At 61.0% G+C, this 23,345-nt stretch carries 12 protein-coding genes; 10 read left to right on the forward strand and 2 right to left on the reverse strand.

What is annotated here, in order from left to right; genetic code table 11:
- The first annotated feature begins 517 nt into the window (after positions 1–517).
- The 10 genes from glgA (at position 518) to BVK86_RS03445 (ending at position 17,481) form a co-directional block, all read left to right on the forward strand.
- A complete protein-coding gene (gene glgA, locus BVK86_RS03400; protein ID WP_075945087.1) occupies positions 518–2,104 on the forward strand; it encodes a glycogen synthase GlgA in 1,587 nt (528 codons plus the stop codon).
- A 12-nt stretch (positions 2,105–2,116) separates the two neighbouring features.
- Positions 2,117–3,913 carry a malto-oligosyltrehalose trehalohydrolase gene (gene treZ / locus BVK86_RS03405; RefSeq protein WP_075945088.1) on the forward strand — a complete coding sequence of 599 codons (1,797 nt, stop codon included), beginning with the start codon at positions 2,117–2,119 and terminating at the stop codon, positions 3,911–3,913.
- The gene (malQ, locus tag BVK86_RS03410) at positions 3,910–5,988 is read left to right on the forward strand and encodes a 4-alpha-glucanotransferase (RefSeq protein WP_075945089.1); all 2,079 of its coding nucleotides are present in this window, start codon (positions 3,910–3,912) and stop codon (positions 5,986–5,988) included. The genes treZ and malQ overlap by 4 nt, the downstream gene beginning before the upstream one ends.
- A complete protein-coding gene (locus tag BVK86_RS03415) occupies positions 5,985–8,756 on the forward strand; it encodes a malto-oligosyltrehalose synthase (RefSeq protein WP_075945090.1) in 2,772 nt (923 codons plus the stop codon). The genes malQ and BVK86_RS03415 overlap by 4 nt, the downstream gene beginning before the upstream one ends.
- A 21-nt stretch (positions 8,757–8,777) precedes the next feature.
- On the forward strand, positions 8,778–9,098 hold the full coding sequence (locus BVK86_RS03420; protein ID WP_075945091.1) for a DUF2934 domain-containing protein: 321 nt from the start codon (positions 8,778–8,780) through the stop codon (positions 9,096–9,098).
- A gap of 141 nt (positions 9,099–9,239) precedes the next feature.
- Entirely contained in the window at positions 9,240–11,399 is a 2,160-nt protein-coding gene (glgX, locus tag BVK86_RS03425) for a glycogen debranching protein GlgX (RefSeq protein ID WP_075945092.1), read from the forward strand.
- Between the two features lie 195 nt (positions 11,400–11,594).
- Positions 11,595–12,353 (forward strand): PIG-L deacetylase family protein, encoded by a 759-nt coding sequence (locus tag BVK86_RS03430; RefSeq protein ID WP_075945093.1) that lies wholly within the window; start codon positions 11,595–11,597, stop codon positions 12,351–12,353.
- A 123-nt stretch (positions 12,354–12,476) separates the two neighbouring features.
- On the forward strand, positions 12,477–13,277 hold the full coding sequence (locus BVK86_RS03435) for an endonuclease/exonuclease/phosphatase family protein (protein WP_075945313.1): 801 nt from the start codon (positions 12,477–12,479) through the stop codon (positions 13,275–13,277).
- Between the two features lie 273 nt (positions 13,278–13,550).
- Positions 13,551–16,100, forward strand: coding sequence for an autotransporter family protein (locus BVK86_RS03440; protein ID WP_075945094.1), 2,550 nt, complete (start codon positions 13,551–13,553; stop codon positions 16,098–16,100).
- 313 nt (positions 16,101–16,413) lie between these two features.
- Complete coding sequence (locus BVK86_RS03445) at positions 16,414–17,481, forward strand: autotransporter outer membrane beta-barrel domain-containing protein (RefSeq protein WP_075945095.1); 1,068 nt, start codon at positions 16,414–16,416, stop codon at positions 17,479–17,481.
- Between the two features lie 124 nt (positions 17,482–17,605).
- Here the strand turns inward: BVK86_RS03445 and glgB are convergent, their stop codons facing one another.
- On the reverse strand, positions 17,606–19,840 hold the full coding sequence (glgB, locus tag BVK86_RS03450) for a 1,4-alpha-glucan branching protein GlgB (RefSeq protein WP_075945096.1): 2,235 nt from the start codon (positions 19,838–19,840) through the stop codon (positions 17,606–17,608).
- 2 nt (positions 19,841–19,842) lie between these two features.
- Positions 19,843–23,184, reverse strand: a complete 3,342-nt coding sequence (gene treS, locus BVK86_RS03455; RefSeq protein ID WP_075945097.1) for a maltose alpha-D-glucosyltransferase — start codon at positions 23,182–23,184, stop codon at positions 19,843–19,845.
- Positions 23,185–23,345 lie beyond the last annotated feature (161 nt).

Consider the following 23,345-nt stretch of genomic DNA (forward strand, 5'->3'; position numbering starts at 1 on the left):
ACCTGTGGGAGCGAGCCTGCTCGCGATGAGTCCCTGACAGCCACCACGCCAGCCGAAACTACGCACCGCAATGGTGCAAGACAACGGTTCGCCTACGCACATCGTTGTGACAGTTCTGCTTCATTTTTTACCAATTTCCCAAAAAAACCTGCACTTCGTCGGTGCGTTCGCCCCGCAATCCGGCACGTCCGTACCTCTTTAAACCGATTGTCGAACAATTTTGCCATCTGGCCTATCCCGCTCTAAGTTCTGGCCTAGACTCATTTTCGCGGGGCAAAACCGGTCGGTCACAAACTGGAAAAAAAGTCGAAACTTTTGCCATCGATGGTCGGTCGACTGAACGGTAGGTGCGTTGCGACTGGTGCAATCCTTGCAATGGCTAATCCACCCCTTCTGCTTCAGCGCATTGGGCAGCGCCTGCTCACTGTTGCGCAGCGTTTTAGTGCACGACCACAGGAATTGGTCACCCAACCATTTGCCAGACCTGAGAATTAGATCAATAACACGGGAGATTCATATGATCAGTGCGGCATTAGATGTAAAGGGAGAGCGTGCTCATCAGCATGTCGGCGAATCAAGCACCGTGAGTGCACCCGCTGCCCAATCGATCAGTGTTCCCGGTGGCAAGACACTGGCCCCCGTGGCCAGCCAGAATCCGAACAAGAAAAAGGTCTTGTTCGTCACCTCTGAAATCGCCGACCTGGTCAAAACCGGTGGTCTGGGCGACGTTTCTGCCGCACTGCCCCGGGCCATGGCGCACCTGCACGATGTACGGGTGCTGATCCCCGGTTATCCGCAGGTGCTACACAGCGAAAACCCGATTCACATCATCGGCGAACTCGGTGGGCACGCCGCATTGCCGCCGTGCAAAATCGGGCGCATGGACATGCCCGACGGTCTGGTCATTTACGTGTTGATCTGCCCTGAACTCTACGAGCGTGAAGGTTCGCCCTACGGCGCCAACAACGGCCGGGACTGGCCGGACAACCATATTCGTTTCGCCCGCCTGGGCCTGGCAGCGGCCGACATCGCCGCCAACCTCGCACAAATTCACTGGTGCCCGGACCTGGTGCACGCCCACGACTGGCCTGCAGGGCTGGCGCCGGCCTACATGCACTGGCGCGGGCAACGCACCCCAACGCTGTTCACCATCCATAACCTCGCGTACCAAGGCGTGACCAGCCTGGGGTCCTGCCCGGAACTGGGTATTCCCCATCACGCGCTGCAACAGGAAGGCATGGAGTTCTACGGCAAAATGTCGTTCCTCAAGGCCGGCATGGCCTACTCGAGCCACATCACCACCGTCAGCGCGACCTACGCCCAGGAAATCACCACACCGGATTTCGGCTGCGGTCTCGATGGTTTTCTCGCCGCCAAGACCCAGCAAGGCTTGCTCAGCGGCATCCCCAACGGCATCGACGAAAGCTGGGATGCCGCCACTGACGCCCACCTGTTCCGTCCGTTCAGCATTGGCGACTGGGAGGGCAAAGCCGCCAACGCTGCCCATGTGCGTGAACTGTTTGGCCTTGAAGACTCCGAGGGTCCATTGTTCGCCGTGGTCTCGCGTCTGGTTTACCAGAAAGGCCTGGACCTCACCGAAGCGGTGTCCGAATACATCGTCAAATCCGGTGGCCAGATCGCGATCATCGGCCGTGGCGAGCCGGAAGAAGAACAAGCGATGCGCGAGCTGGCCCTGCGGTTTCCGGGGCAGATCGGCGTGCGCATCGGCTTTAACGAAACCGATGCCCGGCGCATGTTCGCCGGCAGCGATTTCCTGTTGATGCCATCGCGTTATGAACCCTGCGGCTTGAGCCAGATGTACGCCCAACGCTTCGGTTCCCTGCCGGTGGCGCGCAATACCGGGGGCCTGGCCGACACCATTGAAAACGGCGTGACCGGTTTCCTCTTCGATGAATCCACGGTGGAAAGTTATCAGGAAGCCCTGAGCCGTGCGTTCAAGGTCTTCGCCTTTCCGGGCTTGTTGCATGCCATGCGCTGCCGGGCCATGGCTGCGCCTTTCAACTGGTGCAAAGCCGTCGAACCCTACGCCGAACTCTACGAACAACTGGTGGCCAAGGCCTTGGGGAAAACGCACAAACAATAAGGGGTTTTGGAAATGCCGTTTCGGACCCTTGAGACCTGGCCCCACGGCGCAATCAAGCTGGACGCAGAACAGACGCGATTCGCGTTGTGGGCGCCAGATGCGTTTTACGTCAGTGTCGAGTTGGAAAATGGACAGTCCTTGCCGATGCTGCCTCAGGCCGACGGCTGGTTCGTGATCAATGCTCGGTGCCCTGCGGGGACTCGTTATCGATTTAACATCGATGGCGAATTGGAGGTGCCCGACCCGGCTTCCCGCGCCCAGGCCGGCGACATCGACCAACACAGCGTGGTGGTCGATCCGCTTGCCTATCAGTGGCGACACAGCACCTGGCTGGGGCGACCGTGGTGCGAAGCGGTGATCTACGAATTGCACGTCGGCGTGCTCGGCGGCTTTCAAGCGGTCGAGCAGCAGCTGGCTCGCTTGGTCGAGCTCGGCGTGACCGCAATCGAGCTGATGCCCATCGCGCAGTTTCCCGGTGAGCGCAATTGGGGTTATGACGGCGTGCTGCCGTATGCGCCCCAGGCTTCATACGGTACACCTGAACAACTCAAGCACCTGATCGATACTGCCCACGGCTTTGGCCTGGCGGTGATTCTTGACGTGGTCTACAACCACTTCGGGCCCGACGGCAACTACCTGCATCGCTACGCCAAAAGTTTCTTCCGCGAGGACAAGCACACGCCGTGGGGTGCGGCCATTGATTTTCGTCGGCGCGAGGTGCGGGACTTCTTCATCGAAAACGCGTTGATGTGGCTGCTGGAGTACCGCTTCGACGGTCTGCGCCTGGACGCCGTGCATGCCATCGAAGACCCGGATTTCCTTCAGGAGCTGGCGCAACGGGTGCGTCAGCAGACCGATCCGTTACGGCATGTCTGGCTGATGGTAGAAAACGAACACAACCAGGCCAGTTTGCTCGAGCAAGGTTACGACGCGCAGTGGAACGATGACGGCCACAACGCATTGCACGTATTGCTGACCGGCGAAACCGACGCCTACTACGCTGACTACGCGCAAAATCCCACCGAACAACTGGCCCGCTGTTTGAGCCAGGGTTTTGTGTTTCAGGGCCATATCAACCGCCACGGCGAGGCGCGCGGAGAACCCAGTGGGCATCTGCCGCCCAGCGCCTTTGTGCTGTTTTTGCAGAACCATGACCAGATTGGCAACCGCGCCTTCGGCGAGCGTCTGCATCAACTGGCTCATGCTGACGCTTTGAAAGCGGCAACGGCTTTGTTGCTGCTGTCGCCGATGATCCCGCTGATGTTCATGGGTGACGAGTTCGCGGCGGAGCAGCCGTTTCTGTTTTTCACCAGCCATCACGGTGAGCTCGCACGGCTGGTGCGCGAAGGCCGGCGTAACGAGTTTGCCGCGTTCAGCGCCTTTGCTGATCCGCATAAGCGCGAGCAAATTCCGGACCCGAATGCACCGCCGACGTTTGACGCATCGCGGCCAACACTATCAGCCCGCGAGCCATCGCAGATCCACGAGCTGTACCGGCACCTGCTACAGCTGCGCCACCAGCACATCGTCCCGCGCTTGCCCAGTGCCCATGCACTGAACGCCAGCGTATTGGCTCCCGGCGCAGTGAGCGCGAGTTGGTGTCTGGGCGATGGCAGCCAGCTGCGCATCGACCTGAACCTCGGCCACACACCGCTGCCGCACAAGCCGCCCACCGACGCGAACTGGCTGTTCGAACATCCGTCAGGGTCAGCTCAACGACTGCAACAAGGCACCCTTGCCCCGTATTGCGCGCTTGTCAGCCTCACCGCCGCAACCCCTTTGCTACCCCTTGATGGAGAGCGCCAATGAGTGATGCGCAACTTGAAATCCTTGCAAGCCGCGCCGGCCTGGCAGTCGACTGGATCGACGCCAATGGCCGCCCGCAAAAAGTCGCACCCTCCGTGCTGCGCAACGTCCTCACCGGCCTGGGCCATCCGGCCGGCAGTGCCCAGGAAATCGATGCCAGCCTGCAAGAACTGCAACGGGCTCAGGATACCCGGCACCTGCCCCCCATGATGACCGTGGACGTCGGTACCGGGCTCGACCTGGCCCGGTATTTCCAGCCGGAGACACCCTGCGAGATTCACCTTGAAGACGGCTCACGACTGAATCTGAAGCTCGATGCCGAGGCGATTCTGCCGGGCCTGATCCCGGTGGGTTATCAGCACGTCAGCATCGACGGTCAAACCTTTACCCTGGCCGTGGCCCCGGAACGCTGCTACAGCGTCGGCGATGCGGTCGACAGCCCGATCCCCCGCACCTGGGGCCTGAGCGTTCAACTGTATGCCTTGCGGCGTGCCGGCGACGGCGGATTCGGTGATACCCAGGCGCTGGAAGATCTGGCGCGGGTAGCCGGCGAGCGCGGTGCCGAAGCACTGGCGATCAGCCCGCTGCACGCGATGTTCAGCAACGATACTCAGCGTTACAGCCCTTATTCGCCGTCCAGCCGTTTGTTTCTCAATAGCCTGTACTGCGCGCCGGGTGCCATTCTCGGTGAGCGGGCCATGCGCGCCGCCATTGATGCCACCGGCCTTGGTGACCCACTCAAGCACCTTGAAGAACTGCCACTGATCGACTGGCCCACCGCCGCCGAGGCCAAACACAGACTATTGCAGGCGCTGTACGAGGGCTTCGTGCAAGGCGAACACCCCTTGCACGCCGATTTCAGCAGTTTTCGCCACGCCGGTGGCGAAGCCCTGGAAAACCACTGCCGCTTCGAAGCCATCCAGGAAGCGCGGGCCGCCAAGGGTGAAAGCCTCGATTGGCGTGAGTGGCCGGAACAATGGCGCAACCCGCGCAGCGCAGCGCTGGCTGAATTCGCCGAAGAGAATGCCGGGCGCATTGGTTTCTTCGCTTTCTGCCAGTGGTTGATCACCCGCTGCCTGGAGCGCGCGCAAGCCGCCGCCCGCAGCAGTGGCATGGGCATTGGCCTGATCGCCGATCTGGCGGTGGGTGCCGATGGCGGTGGCAGCCAGGCCTGGAGCCGCCAGGATGAATTGCTCGCTGCACTGACAGTCGGCGCGCCACCGGACATTCTCAATCGCACCGGTCAAGGTTGGGGGATCTCGGCGTTTTCACCGGAAGGTCTGGTGCGCCACGGCTTCCGTGCCTTCATCGAGATGCTCCGGGCCAATTTCGCCCATGCCGGTGGCCTGCGGATCGACCACATCATGGGCTTGCAACGTTTATGGGTGATCCCCAACGGCGCATCGCCCGCCGACGGCGCCTACCTTTATTACCCGGTCGACGATTTGCTGCGCCTGCTGACGCTGGAATCCCATCGGCACCAGGCCATCGTGCTCGGCGAAGACCTTGGCACCGTGCCGGACGGCCTGCGGGAAAAACTTGTCGCACGCTCAATACTGGGCATGCGGGTGCTGCTGTTCGAACAGGACAACACCCACTTCAAGTCGATTCTCGAATGGCCCGACAACGCCTTGGCGACCACCAGTACCCACGACTTGCCAACGCTTAATGGCTGGTGGCATGGCCGCGACATTGACTGGAACGCCCGCCTTGGCTTGGTCGATGCCAGCGGCGAAATCGAGTGGCGTCAACATCGCGAACGCGAGCGCGAAGGCCTGCGCCGGACGTTGAGCCAGGACCCACAGAACTTTCGCGAAGAGTCCCACGAGACCGATCAGGTGCTCGACGCCAGTGTGCGTTTCCTCGGCCACACCCGGGCGCCTTTGGTCTTGTTGCCGCTTGAAGATGCGTTGGGTATCGAACAGCAGGCCAATCTGCCCGGCACCATCGATTCCCACCCGAACTGGTCGCGACGACTGCCCGGTTTCAGCGAGGCGCTGCTCGATCACCCCGACGCCGCCCGGCGTCTGGAACTGCTCGCCTGTGCGCGACTCCAGGCGGCCGAGCGTGACCAATGAATCCAGTGACGATGCTGCCATTACGGGCAACCCTGCGACTGCAATTCCATAAAGGATTCACCCTGGACGATGCGGTGCCACTGGTGCCGTACTTTGCCCGCCTCGGGATCAGCCACGTTTACGCCTCGCCCCTGCTGAGCGCCCGCGCCGGCTCGATGCACGGCTATGACGTGGTAGACCCGACCACGGTCAATCCGGAGTTAGGCGGCGAACCGGCGCTGCGGCGTCTGGTCAGCGCGTTGCGCGGGCACGACATGGGGCTGATCCTCGACATCGTTTCCAACCATATGGCGGTTGGCGGCAACGACAATCCCTGGTGGCTGGACTTGCTGGAATGGGGACGGCTGAGCCCGTACGGCGAGTTCTTCGATATCCAGTGGCACTCGCCCGATCCGTTGATGGAAGGCCAGTTACTGTTGCCATTTCTTGGCAGCGACTACGGCATCGCCCTGCAGGACGGCACTCTGAAGCTGCGCTTCGATGAGCGCGGTGCGTTTTATGTCGAGCACTACGACCACCACTTTCCGATTTGCCCCAGCCATTACGGGGAACTGCTCAAGGCCGAAGCCGAGCCGCTCAAATTACTGGCCGACCGATTCAGCACCCTGAGCTATCAAACTGACGCCCACCGCCTGGCGATAGCGTTGAAGGATGAGTTGCGCGAACTGGCCAGCCACCCCGCGATCCTGGAAGGCATCGAGCACAATCTGAAAGCCTACGACTCGCTGACCAGCGAAGGCTTCCAGCGACTGCACGACCTGCTCGAACGCCAAAGTTATCGCCTCGCCAGTTGGCGCACCGCCGCCGATGACATCAATTGGCGGCGCTTTTTCGATGTCAACGAACTGGGTGGATTGCGGGTCGAGCGTCCAGCGGTATTCGAGGCGACCCACGCCAAAATTTTCCAACTGGTGGCCGAGGGACTGGTCGACGGCTTGCGCATCGATCATATCGACGGTCTGGCTGACCCGCGGGGCTACTGTCGCAAACTGCGGCGCCGGGTCGACAGTCTGGCACCGGGCCGGCACTTGCCGATCTACGTCGAAAAAATCCTTGGTGAAGGCGAAACCCTGCACCGCGACTGGTCGGTGGATGGCACCACTGGCTACGAATTCATGAATCAGTTGTCACTGCTGCAACACGATCCCGACGGTGAAGACGCGCTGGGTGAAGTCTGGCAGCGCTACAGCGAACGCCCGGCCGACTTCCGCCAGGAAGCGCTACTGGCGCGCCAGCAAATCCTCAACGGCTCGCTCGCCGGGGATTTCGAAAGCGTGGCCCAGGCTTTGTTGCAGGTGGCCCGGGACGACCTGATGACCCGCGACCTGACGCTCGGCGCGATCCGGCGAGCGTTGCAGGAATTGATCGTGCATTTTTCGGTATATCGCACTTACATCAGCGCCCTTGGCCGTACGGCCCAGGACGAGGTGTTTTTCCAGCAGGCCATGGACGGCGCCCGCCAGACACTGGGCGAGGCCGACTGGCCGGTGCTCGACTGCCTGGCCAATTGGCTGGGTGGCGAGGCCTGGCGCAAGCGCCCTGCCGGACGCCTGCGCAAGCGCCTCAAGCATGCCTGCGTGCGCTTTCAACAGCTGACGTCTCCCGCCGCCGCGAAAGCAGTGGAAGACACGGCGTTCTATCGCTCGGCGGTGTTGCTGTCGCGAAATGACGTCGGCTTCAGCACCGAACAATTCAGTGCGCCGGTATCTGATTTCCATGAGGCGAACCGCAAGCGCCTGGAATTGTTTCCCGACAACCTGCTCGCCACCGCGACCCACGATCACAAGCGCGGCGAAGATACTCGCGCGCGCCTGGCCGTCCTGAGTGAGCGCAGTAAGTGGTACGTCGAACAGATCGGTCTCTGGCACGCCCTCGCCCGCCCGCTGCGCGACGATGACCAGATGCCATCTGCCGGTGATGAGCTGTTTCTCTATCAGGCACTGCTTGGCAGTTGGCCGCTGGACCTGCGCCCCGACGACCCACAGGCGCTTGAGGCCTTCGCCCAGCGCATCAGCCAATGGCAACGCAAAGCCCTGCGCGAAGCCAAGTTGCAGAGCAGCTGGAGCGCGCCCAACGATGTCTACGAACAAGCCACCGAACGCTTCACCCAGCGCCTGCTGTTGAGCCCCGAAGGTGACCTGTTGCGCACCGCCCTCGCCAAGGTCGTCCGCACGATTGCCGTACCCGGCGCCCTCAATGGATTGGCGCAAACTTTGCTGCGCATGACCGTGCCGGGCGTGCCGGATCTCTATCAGGGCAACGAGTTCTGGGACTTCTCGCTGGTCGATCCGGACAACCGCCGCCCGGTGGATTACGCCAGTCGCCAACAGGCCTTGCAGCAGCCGTTCAATCTGCCTGATTTGATGGAGCACTGGCGCGACGGGCGCATCAAGCAAGCCTTGATTGCGCGGACTTTAACCCTGCGTGCCGAGCACGCCGAGCTGTTTCGACATGGCACCTACCAGGCGCTCGACATCAACGGCAGCCAGGCCCATCGGGTGCTTGGATTTGTTCGCCAATGGGAGGGTAAACGCGCCATCGTCATCGTGCCGATCCGTTGCGCGCCGCTGCTGGAAAACAGTGCCGTGCCACGCGTGGACGCGCCGCAGTGGGGCGATACCCGGATCCATTTGCCGTTCACCACGGCAGGCGAAAATCTGAAGGGACTTTTTTCCAGCGCCACAGTCACAGAACACAAGGAGCTGTTAATCAGCGACGCGCTGGGGGATTTCCCGGTCAATCTCATTATCCAAACTATCGACACTTGAGTTCAGTTCAGGAGCATTGCGATGAGTACCGACGATAAACGCATCCGCGAGTTTGCCTATCAGATCTGGGAATCAGAAGGGAAACCAGAAGGCCAGGAATCGCGCCACTGGGAGATGGCGCGCAAGCTGGCCGAGGCCGAAGCCCTGGCGCCGAAAAAGCCGCCGAAGGCGCCGGCCAGCAAACCTGCCGTCAGCAAAACCGCCAACGGCAAGGCTGGCGAGGTCAAGGTGGCAGCGGCGAAGGCGAAAGCCAAACCGGCTGCGGCGTCCTCCATCGTTCCTCCCGGGGAAAAAGCCGCCGAGAAAAAGCCCCGCGCGGTACGAAAACCGCCAGCGGTCTGATTATTCAGCGGTAGTCCTGAATGAGTAAGTGGCGGGTCAGCCCGCCACTGCGGGCTGGCTCATCCCGCAAAACACCTGTGGGAACGAGCCTGCTCGCTCCCACACGTCCAATATCCGTATTCGTCCATTGCAGGAGCACCTATGACCCGTCCAATAAAAGACACGCCAGCCCCCCGTGCCGAGCCTTCGCGCATCCGCGAAGGCCTGCCCTTTCCGCTGGGTGCGACCTGGGATGGTCTGGGGGTCAACTTTGCCTTGTTCTCTGCCAACGCCACCAAGGTCGAACTGTGCATTTTCGATGATGCGGGCGAAGTCGAACTGGAACGCATTGAACTGCCGGAATACACCGACGAGATCTACCACGGCTACCTGCCTGACGCCCACCCGGGTATGATCTACGGCTACCGCGTCTACGGTCCGTACGACCCGGCCAACGGCCATCGCTTCAACCACAACAAACTGCTGATCGACCCGTATGCCAAGCAATTGGTCGGCCAGTTGAAATGGTCCGAAGCATTGTTCGGCTACACCATTGGCCACCCCGACGCCGATCTCAGTTTCGACGAACGCGACAGCGCACCCTTCGTGCCCAAATGCAAAGTCATCGACCCGGCGCACACGTGGGGTCATGACCATCGCGTCAGCGTGCCGTGGGACAAAACGATCATCTACGAAACCCATGTGCGCGGCATCAGCATGCGCCACCCTTCCGTACCGGAAAACGTACGCGGCACCTTCGCCGGCCTGATGGTCGACGACGTGCTGGAACACATTCGTAAACTCGGCGTGTCGACCGTTGAATTGCTGCCGATCCACGCCTTCGTCAACGACCAGCACCTGCTGCACAAAGGCATGACCAATTACTGGGGCTACAACAGCATCGCCTTCTTCGCCCCTGACCCGCGTTATCTGGCCAGCGGCAAGATCGCCGAGTTCAAGGAGATGGTCGCGCACCTGCACGAAGCCAATCTGGAAGTGATCCTCGACGTGGTTTACAACCACACGGCCGAGGGCAACGAACAAGGCCCGACCCTGTCCATGCGCGGCATCGACAACGCCTCGTATTACCGCTTGATGCCCGACGACAAACGCTACTACATCAACGATTCCGGCACCGGCAACACCCTCGACCTGAGCCACCCGTGCGTGCTGCAAATGGTCACCGACTCCCTTCGCTACTGGGCCTCGGAGATGCACGTCGACGGCTTCCGTTTCGACCTGGCGACCATTCTCGGCCGCTACCACGACGGTTTCGACGAGCGTCACAGCTTCCTTGTGGCCTGCCGGCAGGACCCGGTGCTGCGCCAGGTCAAGATGATTGCCGAGCCATGGGACTGTGGGCCCGGCGGTTATCAGGTGGGCAATTTCCCGCCGGGCTGGGTCGAGTGGAACGACAAGTTTCGCGACACCGTGCGCGCATTCTGGAAAGGCGACGATGGGCAACTGGCTGACTTTGCCAGCCGCATGACCGCTTCCGGCGAGATGTTCAATCAGCGCGGCCGGCGGCCGTATGCCTCGGTGAACTTCATCACCGCCCACGACGGTTTCACCCTCAACGATCTGGTGTCGTACAACGACAAACACAACGAAGCCAACGACGAAAACAATCAGGACGGCAGCAACAACAACCTGTCCTGGAACCATGGCGTCGAAGGCCCGACCGACGATCCGGAAATCAACGAGTTGCGGCATCGGCAAATGCGCAACTTCTTTGCCACGCTGCTGTTGGCTCAGGGCACGCCGATGCTGGTGGCCGGCGACGAATTCGCCCGCACCCAGGACGGCAACAACAATGCCTATTGTCAGGACAGCGAAATCGGCTGGGTCAATTGGGACCTGAGTGAAGACGGCAAGGCATTGCTCAAGTTCGTCAAACGCCTGATCAAATTGCGCCTGGCCTATCCGATCCTGCGGCGCGGACGCTTTCTGGTCGGCAATTACAACGAAGACATCGGCGTCAAGGACGTGACCTGGCTGGCGGCGGATGGCAGCGAAATGACCACCGAACACTGGCACGATGCGCACAATCGCTGCATGGGCATGCTGCTGGATGGCCGTGCACAGGAAACCGGCATTCGCCGTAAAGGCGCCGACGCGACCCTGCTGCTGGTGGTCAATGCCCATCACGACATCGTCAACTTCCTGCTGCCGGAAGTGCCCGATGGCGGATTCTGGACCTGCATGATCGACACCAACCAGCCGTCGATCCGGGGCCAGGAGCGTTTCGAGTTCGGACACGAATACTCGGTCACCGGCCGCTCGCTGCTGCTGTTCGAGTTGCAACATGAGGAAGAGGAGTAAACACCTTCGCCGCGTACCAGCCAGCTGAAAAGCGGCCGTTGGGAACCTCGGACGCGACGAATCACATTCCATGAGTAATACTCGATGCGCGGCATTCCAGGGTTGGGAATGCCGCGCATCGTTATCAACCCGCCCTCACGGGTCTTGTCAGCATCGGGCACGACTGAAGGCGTAACGACACAAGGACGTCACCTCATGAAACCTGTTTCCCTCAGCGAAAGCAGCCTGCCGGCACAGATCTGGAACAGTGCCTTGCAGCTGGACAACATTCCGGTCATCAGCACGCAGTCCTTGGTCCCACCCGGTGCCCGCGCCGTGGTGATCGCCCCGCATCCGGGCGATGAAGTGGTGACCTGCGGCGGCTTGTTGCAACTGCTGAGCACGATGGGTCATCCCCTGCAGTTGATTTCGATCACCGACGGTAGCGCCAGCCATCCGGCCTCGCAGCAGTGGTCGGAAAAGCGCTTGAGTGTGTTTCGTTCCCAAGAGAGTGTCGAAGCCCTGCGTCGGCTTGGGTTGCCCATGCACAGCTTGAAATGGATTCGTGGCGGTTTTACCGACAACGTTCTGGCTGAGCACGAACTGGAGCTGACCGAATTCATCGCCCGTTACCTGCGCCCCGGCGATGTGGTGTTCAGCACCTGGGCCGCGGATGGTCTCAGCGACCATGATGCCGTGGGCCGAGCCAGCGCCACTGCAGCATCAATCGCCGGGGCGACATTCAACGAAGTGCCGGTCTGGGCGTGGCACTGGCCAGCGCGGGATCGCGAACTGATCCCCTGGCATCGCGCGCGCAAGCTGCGCCTGGACACCTGGACAGTCGCCCGTAAAAGCCATGCCACCCACGCTTACGCCAGCCAGCTGGACGGCGAACCCGCCATCGGCATCGCTCCGCTGTTGCCCCGAGTGCTGCTGGAGCGGATGCGTTTGCCCTATGAAATCGTGTTTGTCTGAATCCAGACCGTAGGAGCGAGCGTGCTCGCGATGGAGGCTGATAGATCATGCGATCACCCCAACTGAACTGCCCGGCGCCGCATCAGTCGCATGCATAAGCCATCCGGATTCAGAGGAGTGAACGTGACCACCCATTCCAAGCCACAAACGGCCGAGTCGGTGCCGCTGACCAGTCCCCCGGCCATTCATCGGTTGCGAGTACTGACGGTCAATACCCACAAGGGCTTCACCGCCCTGAACCGACGTTTCATCCTCCCGGAGCTGCGAGAAGCGGTGCGCAGCACGTCGGCGGACCTGGTGTTTCTGCAGGAAGTCGTCGGCGAACATGATGGCCACTCGTCCCGTTACAACAACTGGCCGCAGACCTCGCAATACGAATTTCTGGCGGACAGCATGTGGAGCGATTTTGCCTACGGACGCAACGCGGTCTACCCCGACGGCCACCACGGCAACGCCCTGTTGTCGAAGTACCCGATTCGCGAATACCGCAACCTGGATGTGTCCATCACCGGTCCGGAGCGCCGGGGCTTGCTGCACTGCGTGCTCGATGTGCCGGGACACGCCGAAGTCCACGCCATCTGCGTGCATCTCAGTCTTCTGGAAAGCCATCGTCAGTTGCAATTGCAGCTGCTATGCCAACTGCTCGAATCCCTGCCTGACGACGCACCTGTGATCATTGCCGGCGATTTCAACGACTGGCAACTGCAAGGCAACGCCGCCCTCGCCCGCCGTGACTATCTGCACGAGGCGTTCGAGCGCCACCACGGTCGCCCAGCCAAAACCTACCCGGCGCGTTTTCCACTGCTGCGGCTGGATCGCATCTATCTGCGCAATGCCAGCAGCCACGATCCGAAAATACTCGGCAGCAAGCCTTGGACACACCTGTCGGACCACTTGCCGCTGGCGGTGGAAGTCCACCTCTAAGCGCCCACTCTGCGTCCTCGGTCGGCCAAAAAGTCAGTCGACCTGTCATTTGTGTCAGTAGCGGTGTCCGGAAACTGCTGTTACGGTCGTGACGTCCGTACCCATGCGGTTACGAACAAACACCGCAGCCACCGTTGCCGAAGTTTTCGAAGTCCCCGAACAAGGGAATTCACATTGCTGATGTTGTCTCGCAACCCGCGCTGCCGAAGGTGCTGATGCCTTGTCATTGTTGAAAAGGCCAGTCAGCCACTGATCAACGTGCGAGGGACTTGCATGACACGTGCTACCGACCTGCCCAAATACCGTTACAGCGCCTGCGCGTTCTCCTTCCTGCTCTTCATTGGTTGGCCGCATACCGCTCAGGCAGCGTGCACCTTCACCCCTACCGCCGGCAACGATACCCACCTGTGTGACAGTGGCACCGGCGGTCCCCTGAGCGACCTGGCCGGTGATAACACCCTGAACCTGCCCGCCAACGGCACTGGCACGATCAATGGCAACGTGACGTTCGGCGCCGGCATCGACACCGTCAACATGGACTCCGGGCAGATCGTCGGCACCGTCGATCAGGGCGACGGCGCGGATGTCTTCAACATCAGCGCCGGACAAGTCACCGGAGCCGTCAACCAAGGCAATGGCATCGACAATTTCACCATGACCGGCGGCACGATCCAGTCCCTGGCCCAGGGTGACAACCGCGATTTCTTCCTGATGACCGGCGGTACGATTGTCGGCGCCTTCGAGGACGGTGATACCGCCCGAATGACCGGGGGCACCATCGGCCGGGTCGACATGAAACTCGACAACAACCTGTTCGACCTGTCTGGCGGGCAAATCATCGGCAACCTGGTCACCGGGTTCGGCACCGACACCATCATCGTTTCCGGCGGCAGGATTGGCGGCAATATCAGTGTCAGCGGCGGTAACGACAGCATTACCGTGACCGGTGGCGAGATCGTCGGCGAGATCCGCGCCAGTGCCGGCAATGACACATTTCTATGGGACGGTGGCGGCATCATCCGCTCGGCAATCCTGATGGGTGATGACAATGACAGCGCCATCGTGCGCAACCTGAGTGAAACCACGCTCGCCCTGACCCCGAGCATCGACGGGGGCCCAGGCACCGATCAGTTAACCTTTGATCACACTGCATCCGCCGGCGCCGCCCGCTACATCAACTGGGAAACTGTCAGCCTGAACAATGGCGCCCGGTTCGACGTCGACGGTAACTTCGTGCTCGGAGACAGCGTCAGCGGCACCGGCATGTTCAACATCGACGGCAGCAGCGTCATAACGTCAACCCAAGGCAGCATCACGCCGTTCACTGCTGGCCAGGGTGCCACCTTGAACAACGCCGGGATCATCGACCTCAGCAGCGGCAACGCCCGCACCAGCGACACCCTGACCGTACAAGGCAATTATGCAGGCAGCGGTGGCCAGTTGTGGGTGCAAAGCGCACTCGGCGGCGACAACTCGCCCAGCGACAAACTGGTGGTCAACGACGGCAGCTTGACCGGTTCCACTGCGATCACCGTCAGCAACCTGGGCGGCGCAGGTGCTGAAACCCTGCAAAACGGCATACAAGTGGTCCAGGCCCAAGGCAGCGCAGTCAGCAGCAATGACGCCTTCAGTCTGAAGGCGCCAGTGTCGGCCGGTGCTTTCGATTACGTCCTGTACAAGGGCGGCGTAACGCCTGGCAGCGAGAACAGTTGGTTCTTGCGTTCATCGGTGGTGGCAGCGCCTTTGGTCGAGGTACCCAACCCCGACCCAACCTTGCCACCGATTCTGGTGCCGCTGGTGGCGGCGCCAGTGGCAGCGGCCGGCAGCCCCGCGCTGCCGACGCCCGCGCCCGGCGCCGCGCCCATTCCCCTGTATCGTCCGGAAGTGCCGACGTGGTCGGTATTGCCACCCGCGGCGGCACAACTGGCCCTGAACGCACTCGGCACATTCCACGATCGTCAGGGCGACCAACGCCTGCTCACCGAAACCGGTACTTTCGGGGCGGGCTGGGGTCGGGTCTATGGCAAGAACTTCGAACAGACCTGGGCTGGCACCGTCACGCCGAAACTCGACGGTTCGCTGAACGGTTTCCAGGTCGGCAACGATCTGTTCGGTTCGCAATTGTCTGGCGGGCAAACCCAGCGCACGGGCTTCTTCGTCGGCCACAGCCGCTTGAAGGGTGACGTCGACGGGTTCAACCAGGGCTTCGAAGACAGACGCGCCGGCAAGGTCGAACTCGAAGGCGACAGCCTCGGTGCCTATTGGACGTTGACCGATCCAGGCAATGCCTACATCGACGCCGTAGCGATGTACACCTGGCTCGACGGTGACAGCCATTCCGAACGTGGCCTGAAAATCGACAACGACGGGCACGCCGTGACCCTGTCCGTGGAGGCCGGTTATCCGTTCGCGGTGGTCAATGATTGGGTGGTCGAACCCCAGGCACAGATGATCCATCAACGGATCGAACTCGACAGCCAGAACGATGGCATCTCCGAGGTGGCGTTCGATTCCGATCCCTCCTGGATCGGCCGACTCGGTGCTCGCCTCAAAGGTCGCTATGACGTCAGCGGACTGCCACTGGAACCCTATCTGAGGGCGAATCTGTGGCACACCTTTTCGGGTACCGATACGGTCACTTTTGCCGGTACCACCGATATCGACACCGAGCAGCGGTCATCATGGGCCGATCTGGGCATCGGCGCGAACTTGACCCTTGCACCGAGCATCAGCGTGTATGCCAATGTCGACTACAGCAGCAATATCGACAGCAATCAGCAACGGGGTGTCGCCGCTAATGTGGGCCTCAGGCTCAGCTGGTAACACTGAGCAAAGGCTCTAGATCGCGACTTTTTTGACGATTTTTCCATTTAACAAGCACTTAGAGAGGCGCCGTAAATCAGTCACTTACAATCCATAAAATACCACTACCACTTATCGGCCATTTTCTTGACGCAGTGGTGGGGGTCCACTTGACTTCACGTTACTACCCCCGGAAATACAATCAGGGGCAAGCCCCCAAGACACCCGCGTATACGGGAGGCCCCCGGCTTGCCCCCTTTCATTCGGTCGCCCCTCATTCGGGGTAGGAGAGACGCCAAGGCGAGTACGGTCTGCGATAGCAAGGTAGGACCCCATGAAAACTTCACTCACCCAACAAGAGATAAAAATCACTTTTTGCACTGTCTCGAGTTCGCTCTTGCTGTGCTCCTCCATGGAAGTACAGGCCCAACCGGCCGAGGACGAAACGACGCCCTGGTATCGCCAGGACATCCCTGTCCTCACCCTGCCCGCGCTCGCCAGCACCTATCCGGGCCGCATCAACGCCGTCGCCGACAGGCGAAGTAGCCAATTGACCACCGAAGATGCCACACCCAACGCCTGGGACCAGCTCTACGGAAAAGCTTCCCGCCAGGCGCAAAGTGACGCGCTGGCTCAAGGGTTTACGATCCCCGGCTCAGGTGAAGTGAAAAGCCCGGCCATCCTCACCCTGCAAAGCGGCAGCGGCCATACTCAGCGGGTCGGCCTGATCGGTGGCATCAGCCAGTACCAGGGCAACAGCAATGGCTTGCTGACCAACCGCGCCCTGGCTGACCCGCACAGCGACACCCTCAACCTGCAAGGCCAAAGCCTCGGCGCTTACTACAGTCTGACCGGGCCACAAGGCTGGCACGTCGACTTGTCGGCCAGTGGTGGCCGAGTCAATGGCTTCAGTCGCAACGAAAAAGGGGCGCGCCAAGCCACCGAGGGCAGCGCGGTGACATTGTCGGTCGAAGGCGGTTTCCCGATTGGCATCAGCGAAAACTGGGTGGTGGAACCACAAGCACAGTTGATCAATCAGCGGATCACCCTGGACACCCCGTATGCGGGCTCGGGCAATGCGTCCTCCAGCGATCTGACGTCATGGAGCGGCCGGGTCGGTGCAAAACTGAAAGGTAGCTACGACATCAACGGCCTGCCCGTCGAGCCCTATGTGCGGACCAACTTGTGGCACACCGTATACACCGGCAATACCGTGACCCTCGATGAGGTCGACAAGATCAGCAGCAGTCGCAAATCGTCGACGGTCGAACTGGGCCTGGGCCTGGTAGCTCGGATGACCCCGGCAGTGAGCCTGTATGTCAGCGCCGACTACAGCAGTGATGTGGATGACAATGATTTGAACGGCATCATTGGCAGCCTCGGTGTACGGATGCGGTGGTGAGGATCAGACCTCAAACGCCGTATTGACTGGGCTGAAGCCATCGCTGGCAAGCCCGCTCCCACAGGTACAACGGTGATCCCTGTGGAAGCGGGCTTGCCCGCGATAGAAGCGACGCGGTCTGGGATCAGACCTGCGGACTCAACATCAACACCGCCAACGGCGGCAGATTCAGTACCAGCGACAACGCCTGACCATGGCTCGGTACTTCCTCGGTCGACGCGCCGCCGCTGTTGCCATAGTTGGAACCGGCGTAGGTCGTCGAGTCACTGTTGAGCAACTCGGTCCAGCGCCCGCCAAACGGCACGCCAATGCGGTACGCCTCACGGGGCACCGGGGTGAAGTTGGCCACCACCAACACCGGTTTGCCGTCCTTGCTCCAGCGCAGCCAGGCGTAGACGCTGTTGATCGCATCATCGCCGATCAACCACTGGAAGCCTTGCGGTACATCGTCCTGCTCATGCAGCGCCGGCACTTCGCGGTACAGGCGATTGAGGTCGCCCACCAGTTTCTGCACGCCTTTATGTTCGGAATACTGAAGCAAGTACCAGTCCAGTTGCTGGTCGTGGTTCCACTCGCGCCACTGGCCGAATTCGCAACCCATGAACAGCAGTTTCTTGCCCGGGTGCGCCCACATGAAACTCAGGTAAGCCCGCAGGTTGGCGAATTTCTGCCAGCGGTCGCCCGGCATCTTGTCGATCAGCGAATGCTTGCCGTGCACCACTTCGTCGTGGGAAATCGGCAGGATGAAACGCTCGGACCAGGCGTAAACCAGGCCGAAACTCAGTTCGTTATGGTGATGGGCGCGGTAGACCGGGTCTTGCTGAATGTAATGCAGCGAATCGTGCATCCAGCCCATGTTCCATTTGTAGGCGAAGCCCAGCCCACCCTGTTGCGTGCTCTGGCTGACGCCCGGCCACGCCGTGGACTCTTCGGCAATCACCAGCGCACCTGGGGCTTCCAGAGCGACGACGTCGTTGAGATGGCGCAGAAAGTCGATGGACTCCAGATTTTCCCGACCGCCATGGCGGTTCGGCACCCACTCGCCGGCCTTGCGCGAATAATCGCGGTAGAGCATCGATGCCACCGCATCGACCCGCAAGCCATCGACATGGAAATGCTTGAGCCAGTGCAGTGCCGACGCCAGCATGTAGCCGTGGACCTCGGTGCGCCCCAGGTTGTAGATCAGCGTGTCCCAATCCTGATGAAAGCCTTCCTGCGGGTTGCCGTATTCGTAAAGCGCGGTGCCGTCGAACTGCGCAAGGCCGTGGGTGTCGGTGGGAAAATGCGCCGGCACCCAATCGAGGATCACGCCGATTTCCGCCTGGTGGCAGGCGTTGACGAACGCTGCAAACTCGTCGCCCGAGCCGTAACGGGCACTGGTGGCGAATTGCGACAACAACTGGTAGCCCCACGAACCACCGAACGGGTGCTCCATGATCGGCATCAGTTCGATGTGGGTGAAGCCGAGCTCTTTGACATACGGGATCAATCGCTCGGCCAACTCGGGCCAGGTGTACTGGCGGGCCACTTCGCCCAGATCGTCCAGTTCGCATTGCCAGGAACCGGCGTGCAATTCGTAGATCGACAACGGCGCGCTTGGGCGATGACGCTCGGCACGGGACTGCATCCAGTCCTGGTCCTGCCAGTCGACCTTCAATGGCGAGGCGACCTTCGAAGCCGTGTCCGGCGGCAGGCTGGTGGCCAGCGCCATCGGGTCGGCCTTGAGCGGCAGAATGCCGTCCTTGCCGAGGATTTCGTATTTGTAGGCTTCCCCCGCTTGCAGGCCCGGGATGAACAGCTCCCAGACCCCGGTGGGATGACGCAGGCGCATCGGATGGCGGCGGCCATCCCAGACATTGAAATCTCCGACCACCGACACTCGCCGGGCGTTCGGCGCCCAGACCGCGAAGCGAACGCCTTCAACGCCGTCCACGGTTTTCAACTGCGCACCCAGGGCGCTGCTCAAGTCACGGTGATTGCCCTCGGCGAACAAGTACAAATCCATGTCACCGAGCAACGCGCCAAAGCTGTAAGGGTCTTCGGCGGTTTGTTCGCCGCCGGCCCAACGAGTACGCAGCAGGTACGGTTGCGCCCGATCGAAGTGGCCGACGAACAACCCGGGGGTTTGCGTCGCCTCAAGCGGACCAAGCTCCTCCCCGGTTTCTTTGGCCACCACATGCACGCTTAACGCGTCCGGCAAATAGGCCCGAATGAACTGCCCGCCGGCGCCATCGCCGTGGGGGCCGAGAATGGCAAAGGGATCGTGATGCTCGGCACGCACCAGCGCGTCGATATCCCGCGTCCTGGGTAGCAGTGCTTCTTTGTGATGTTGACCCTGTTCCTTGTTCGAGAAACTCATGACTACTCTCCACCAAGATCGGAAAAGGGTTTAAGCCCACTTAATAATCCATATAAACCGTGCAATGGCACGGGCAGCCATCCGGGACGGTTTTCCGCCTCATAAGCCACTTCGTACGCCGCCTTCTCCAGTCCGAACAACGCCAGCGCAGCGTCCTCGCCTTCTGGATCTTGCCACGCATGACCAAGCGTAGCTGCCGCCAGCCGATAAGCGTCGACAAATGCCTGCCTGGCCTCATTCAAATAGCGATCCGCTACTCGCTCGCGAGCCGCCTGGGCCTGAGCCGAGTTATCGACGTTGTGCACGTTGATCGTCATGGCCGCCGCGTAATCGAAGGAGCGCAGGACGCCGCTGACATCCTTGTACGGGCTGTGCTTGCCCCGTCGTTCGTGCAACGGCCGTGCGGGCTCGCCTTCGAAATCGATGAGGTAGGCATCGCCCTTGATCACCAGTACCTGGCCGAGGTGCAAGTCGCCGTGAACGCGAATTCGCAGGCCACCGGCCGTCTTTTTGGCCAGCGCTTGCACATGGGCGAGGATGGCTGTCTTGTTGTCCAGCAAACGACTGACCCGTGTTTTGTCTGCCGGGCTCAGTTCGTTTTGATGTTGCTTGAGCAACTTCAGGGCGCGCTCGATTTGCGCCGCGACGTCCTTGGCCGAGGCCAACGCTTCCTTCGCCGTGGTGACCCGCGGTTCGAAGTCCGGATTGGCGCTCGGTGCCGCCAGTACCTGGTGCATTTCCCCCAGTCGCTGACCGAGCATGCCAGCGAAGTCTTTCAGCTCGCCGAGCGCGTTGTAGTGCTGTTCCTGTTCGGACATGGCATCGGCCAACTCATCGCGCAGCGCTCGTTCGAGGTTGTTCTGCGTCCACTCCCAGGCATCGCCCTGATTGCTCAAGTAGCCTTGGGCGATCATCAGCAGGTTGTCATCACCTGCGGCGTCGCGGCGCACCACGGCACCCAACAACGGCGAAATGTTGCTGAAACCGGCAGCGGTCAGATACGCGCTCATTTCCAGTTCCGGGTGCACGCCTGAAGCCACTTTGCGGATCAGCTTAAGCACCAGGCTGTTGCCAACCACCACCGAACTGTTGGATTGCTCCGCCGACAGATAACGCACCTCGGACTCTGCCGTGAGTCCCAGCTTGGCCAGCTCGGGGGTTGGCTCGAAGCGAATTTCGCCACCGTCCGACAGCAATACGGTGTTGTTATCCATGCCTTGCAACACGGCGCGGATGAAGTTTTCCAGACTGAAGGCATCGGTGATCAGACCGACCTGGGGCCCACGGCGAACCCGGGACAGCGCCAATTGCTGGGGCAGTGCCGCACCGACCTGATCTTCGGCAATGAAGCCGAGCGGCAATTGATAGCGACTGGTCTGCCCGCCGCTGGTGACTTCGATCTCGCTCAACAACACCGGGTGCTGGGCATCGCCAAACCGTACACCATAGGCCAGCTCGACCTGATCGATTGCCGCGTCCTTGCCAGCGAACCAGCGACGGTTCTGCAGCCAGGTCGGCAAAATGTTCTGCTCCAACGTGTTGCGTGACGGCGCTTCGAGCAATTCCTCCATGCGTTTTTTCAATACTAGCGTGGTGAAGTCCGGAAGGCTCTGCGCCGGCTCCACGTGCCAGCTCGGCATCTGGTTTTCTGCCGCCAGGACGAACCAATAAAAGCCGTAAGGCGCCAGGGTCAGCAGGAAATTCAACTGACCGATCGGCGGGAAGGCATTTCCGCCCAGCATCTCCACCGGCACCATGCCGACGTACGCCGACAGGTCCAGCTCAACCGCCTGGGCACTGCGCGAAACGTTGGCCACGCACAGGATAATTTCGTGCTTGCCGTCAGGCCCGGTGTATTCACGGGTATAGGCCAGCACCCGGCGGTTGGTCGGCGAAAGCATCTTCAGCGTGCCACGGCCAAACGCCTTGGATTGCTTGCGCACGGCGAGCATGCGCCGGGTCCAGTTCAGCAACGAATGCGGGTCGCCGGCCTGGGTTTCGACGTTGACCGACAGATAGCCGTATTGCGGGTCCATGATCGGCGGCAATACCAGGCTGGCCGGATCGGCGCGGGAGAATCCGCCGTTACGGTCGATCGACCACTGCATCGGCGTGCGCACGCCGTCGCGGTCGCCAAGGTAAATGTTGTCGCCCATGCCGATTTCGTCACCGTAATACAGGGTCGGCGTACCGGGCATCGACAGCAGCAGACTGTTGAGCAGCTCCACGCGGCGGCGGTCGCGCTCCATCAACGGCGCCAGTCGACGGCGAATCCCCAGGTTGATCCGCGCCCGACGGTCGGCCGCGTAGTAATTCCACAGGTAATCGCGCTCCTTGTCGGTGACCATTTCCAGCGTCAGCTCATCGTGGTTGCGCAGGAAAATCGCCCATTGGCAGTTCGCCGGAATTTCCGGGGTCTGGCGCAGAATATCGGTGATCGGAAAACGGTCTTCCTGGGCCAGCGCCATGTACATGCGCGGCATCAGCGGGAAGTGAAACGCCATGTGGCATTCATCGCCGTTCAGGCCTTTCTTGTCGGTGTCGCCAAAATACAGCTGGGTGTCCTCCGGCCATTGGTTGGCCTCTGCCAGCAGCATGCGGTCCGGGTAATTGGCATCGATCTCGGCGCGGATCTGCTTCAGGACGTCGTGGGTTTCGGGCAGGTTTTCGTTGTTGGTGCCGTCACGCTCGATCAGGTACGGAATCGCATCGAGGCGCAATCCGTCGATGCCCATGTCCAGCCAGTAACGCATCACCGACAGCACGGCTTTCATGACTTGCGGGTTGTCGAAATTCAGGTCGGGCTGGTGCGAGTAGAAACGGTGCCAGAAATACTGGCCGGCCACCGGGTCCCAGGTCCAGTTGGATTTTTCGGTGTCGAGAAAGATGATGCGCGTGCCGTCGTACTTTTGATCGTCGTCCGACCACACATAGAAATCCCGCGCCGCCGAGCCTTTCTTGGCCTTACGCGCGCGCTGGAACCAGGCGTGCTGATCGGAGGTGTGGTTGATGACCAGTTCGGTAATGACCCGCAAGCCACGCTTGTGCGCCTCGGCGATGAAGCGCTTGGCATCGGCCATGGTCCCGTAGTCACTGTGGACGCCCCGGTATTCGGCGATGTCGTAGCCATCGTCGCGGCGTGGCGACGGATAGAACGGCAAGAGCCAGATGGTGTTGACGCCGAGTTCGGCGATGTAGTCGAGTTTGGCGATCAAGCCGGGAAAGTCGCCGATCCCGTCGTTGTTGGAGTCGAAATAAGATTTGACGTGAACTTGATAGATCACCGCGTCCTTGTACCAGAGCGGGTCTTTAATGAATGTAGCTGCCTTGGGTTTCTTCGCCATTTGAAACTCCTGTTGAATTCAAGGTAAGCCCCGTTGGATTGGGTGCTTTTGTGGCGAGGGAGCTCGCTCCCGCTCAGTTGCATAGCAGTCGCAAAAAACGATTAGTCGCATGAGCCTGAAGAAAATGGGGCCGCTTCGCGACCCAGCGGGAGCAAGCTCCC

The organism is Pseudomonas reinekei (assembly GCF_001945365.1).
GTDB lineage: Bacteria > Pseudomonadota > Gammaproteobacteria > Pseudomonadales > Pseudomonadaceae > Aquipseudomonas > Aquipseudomonas reinekei.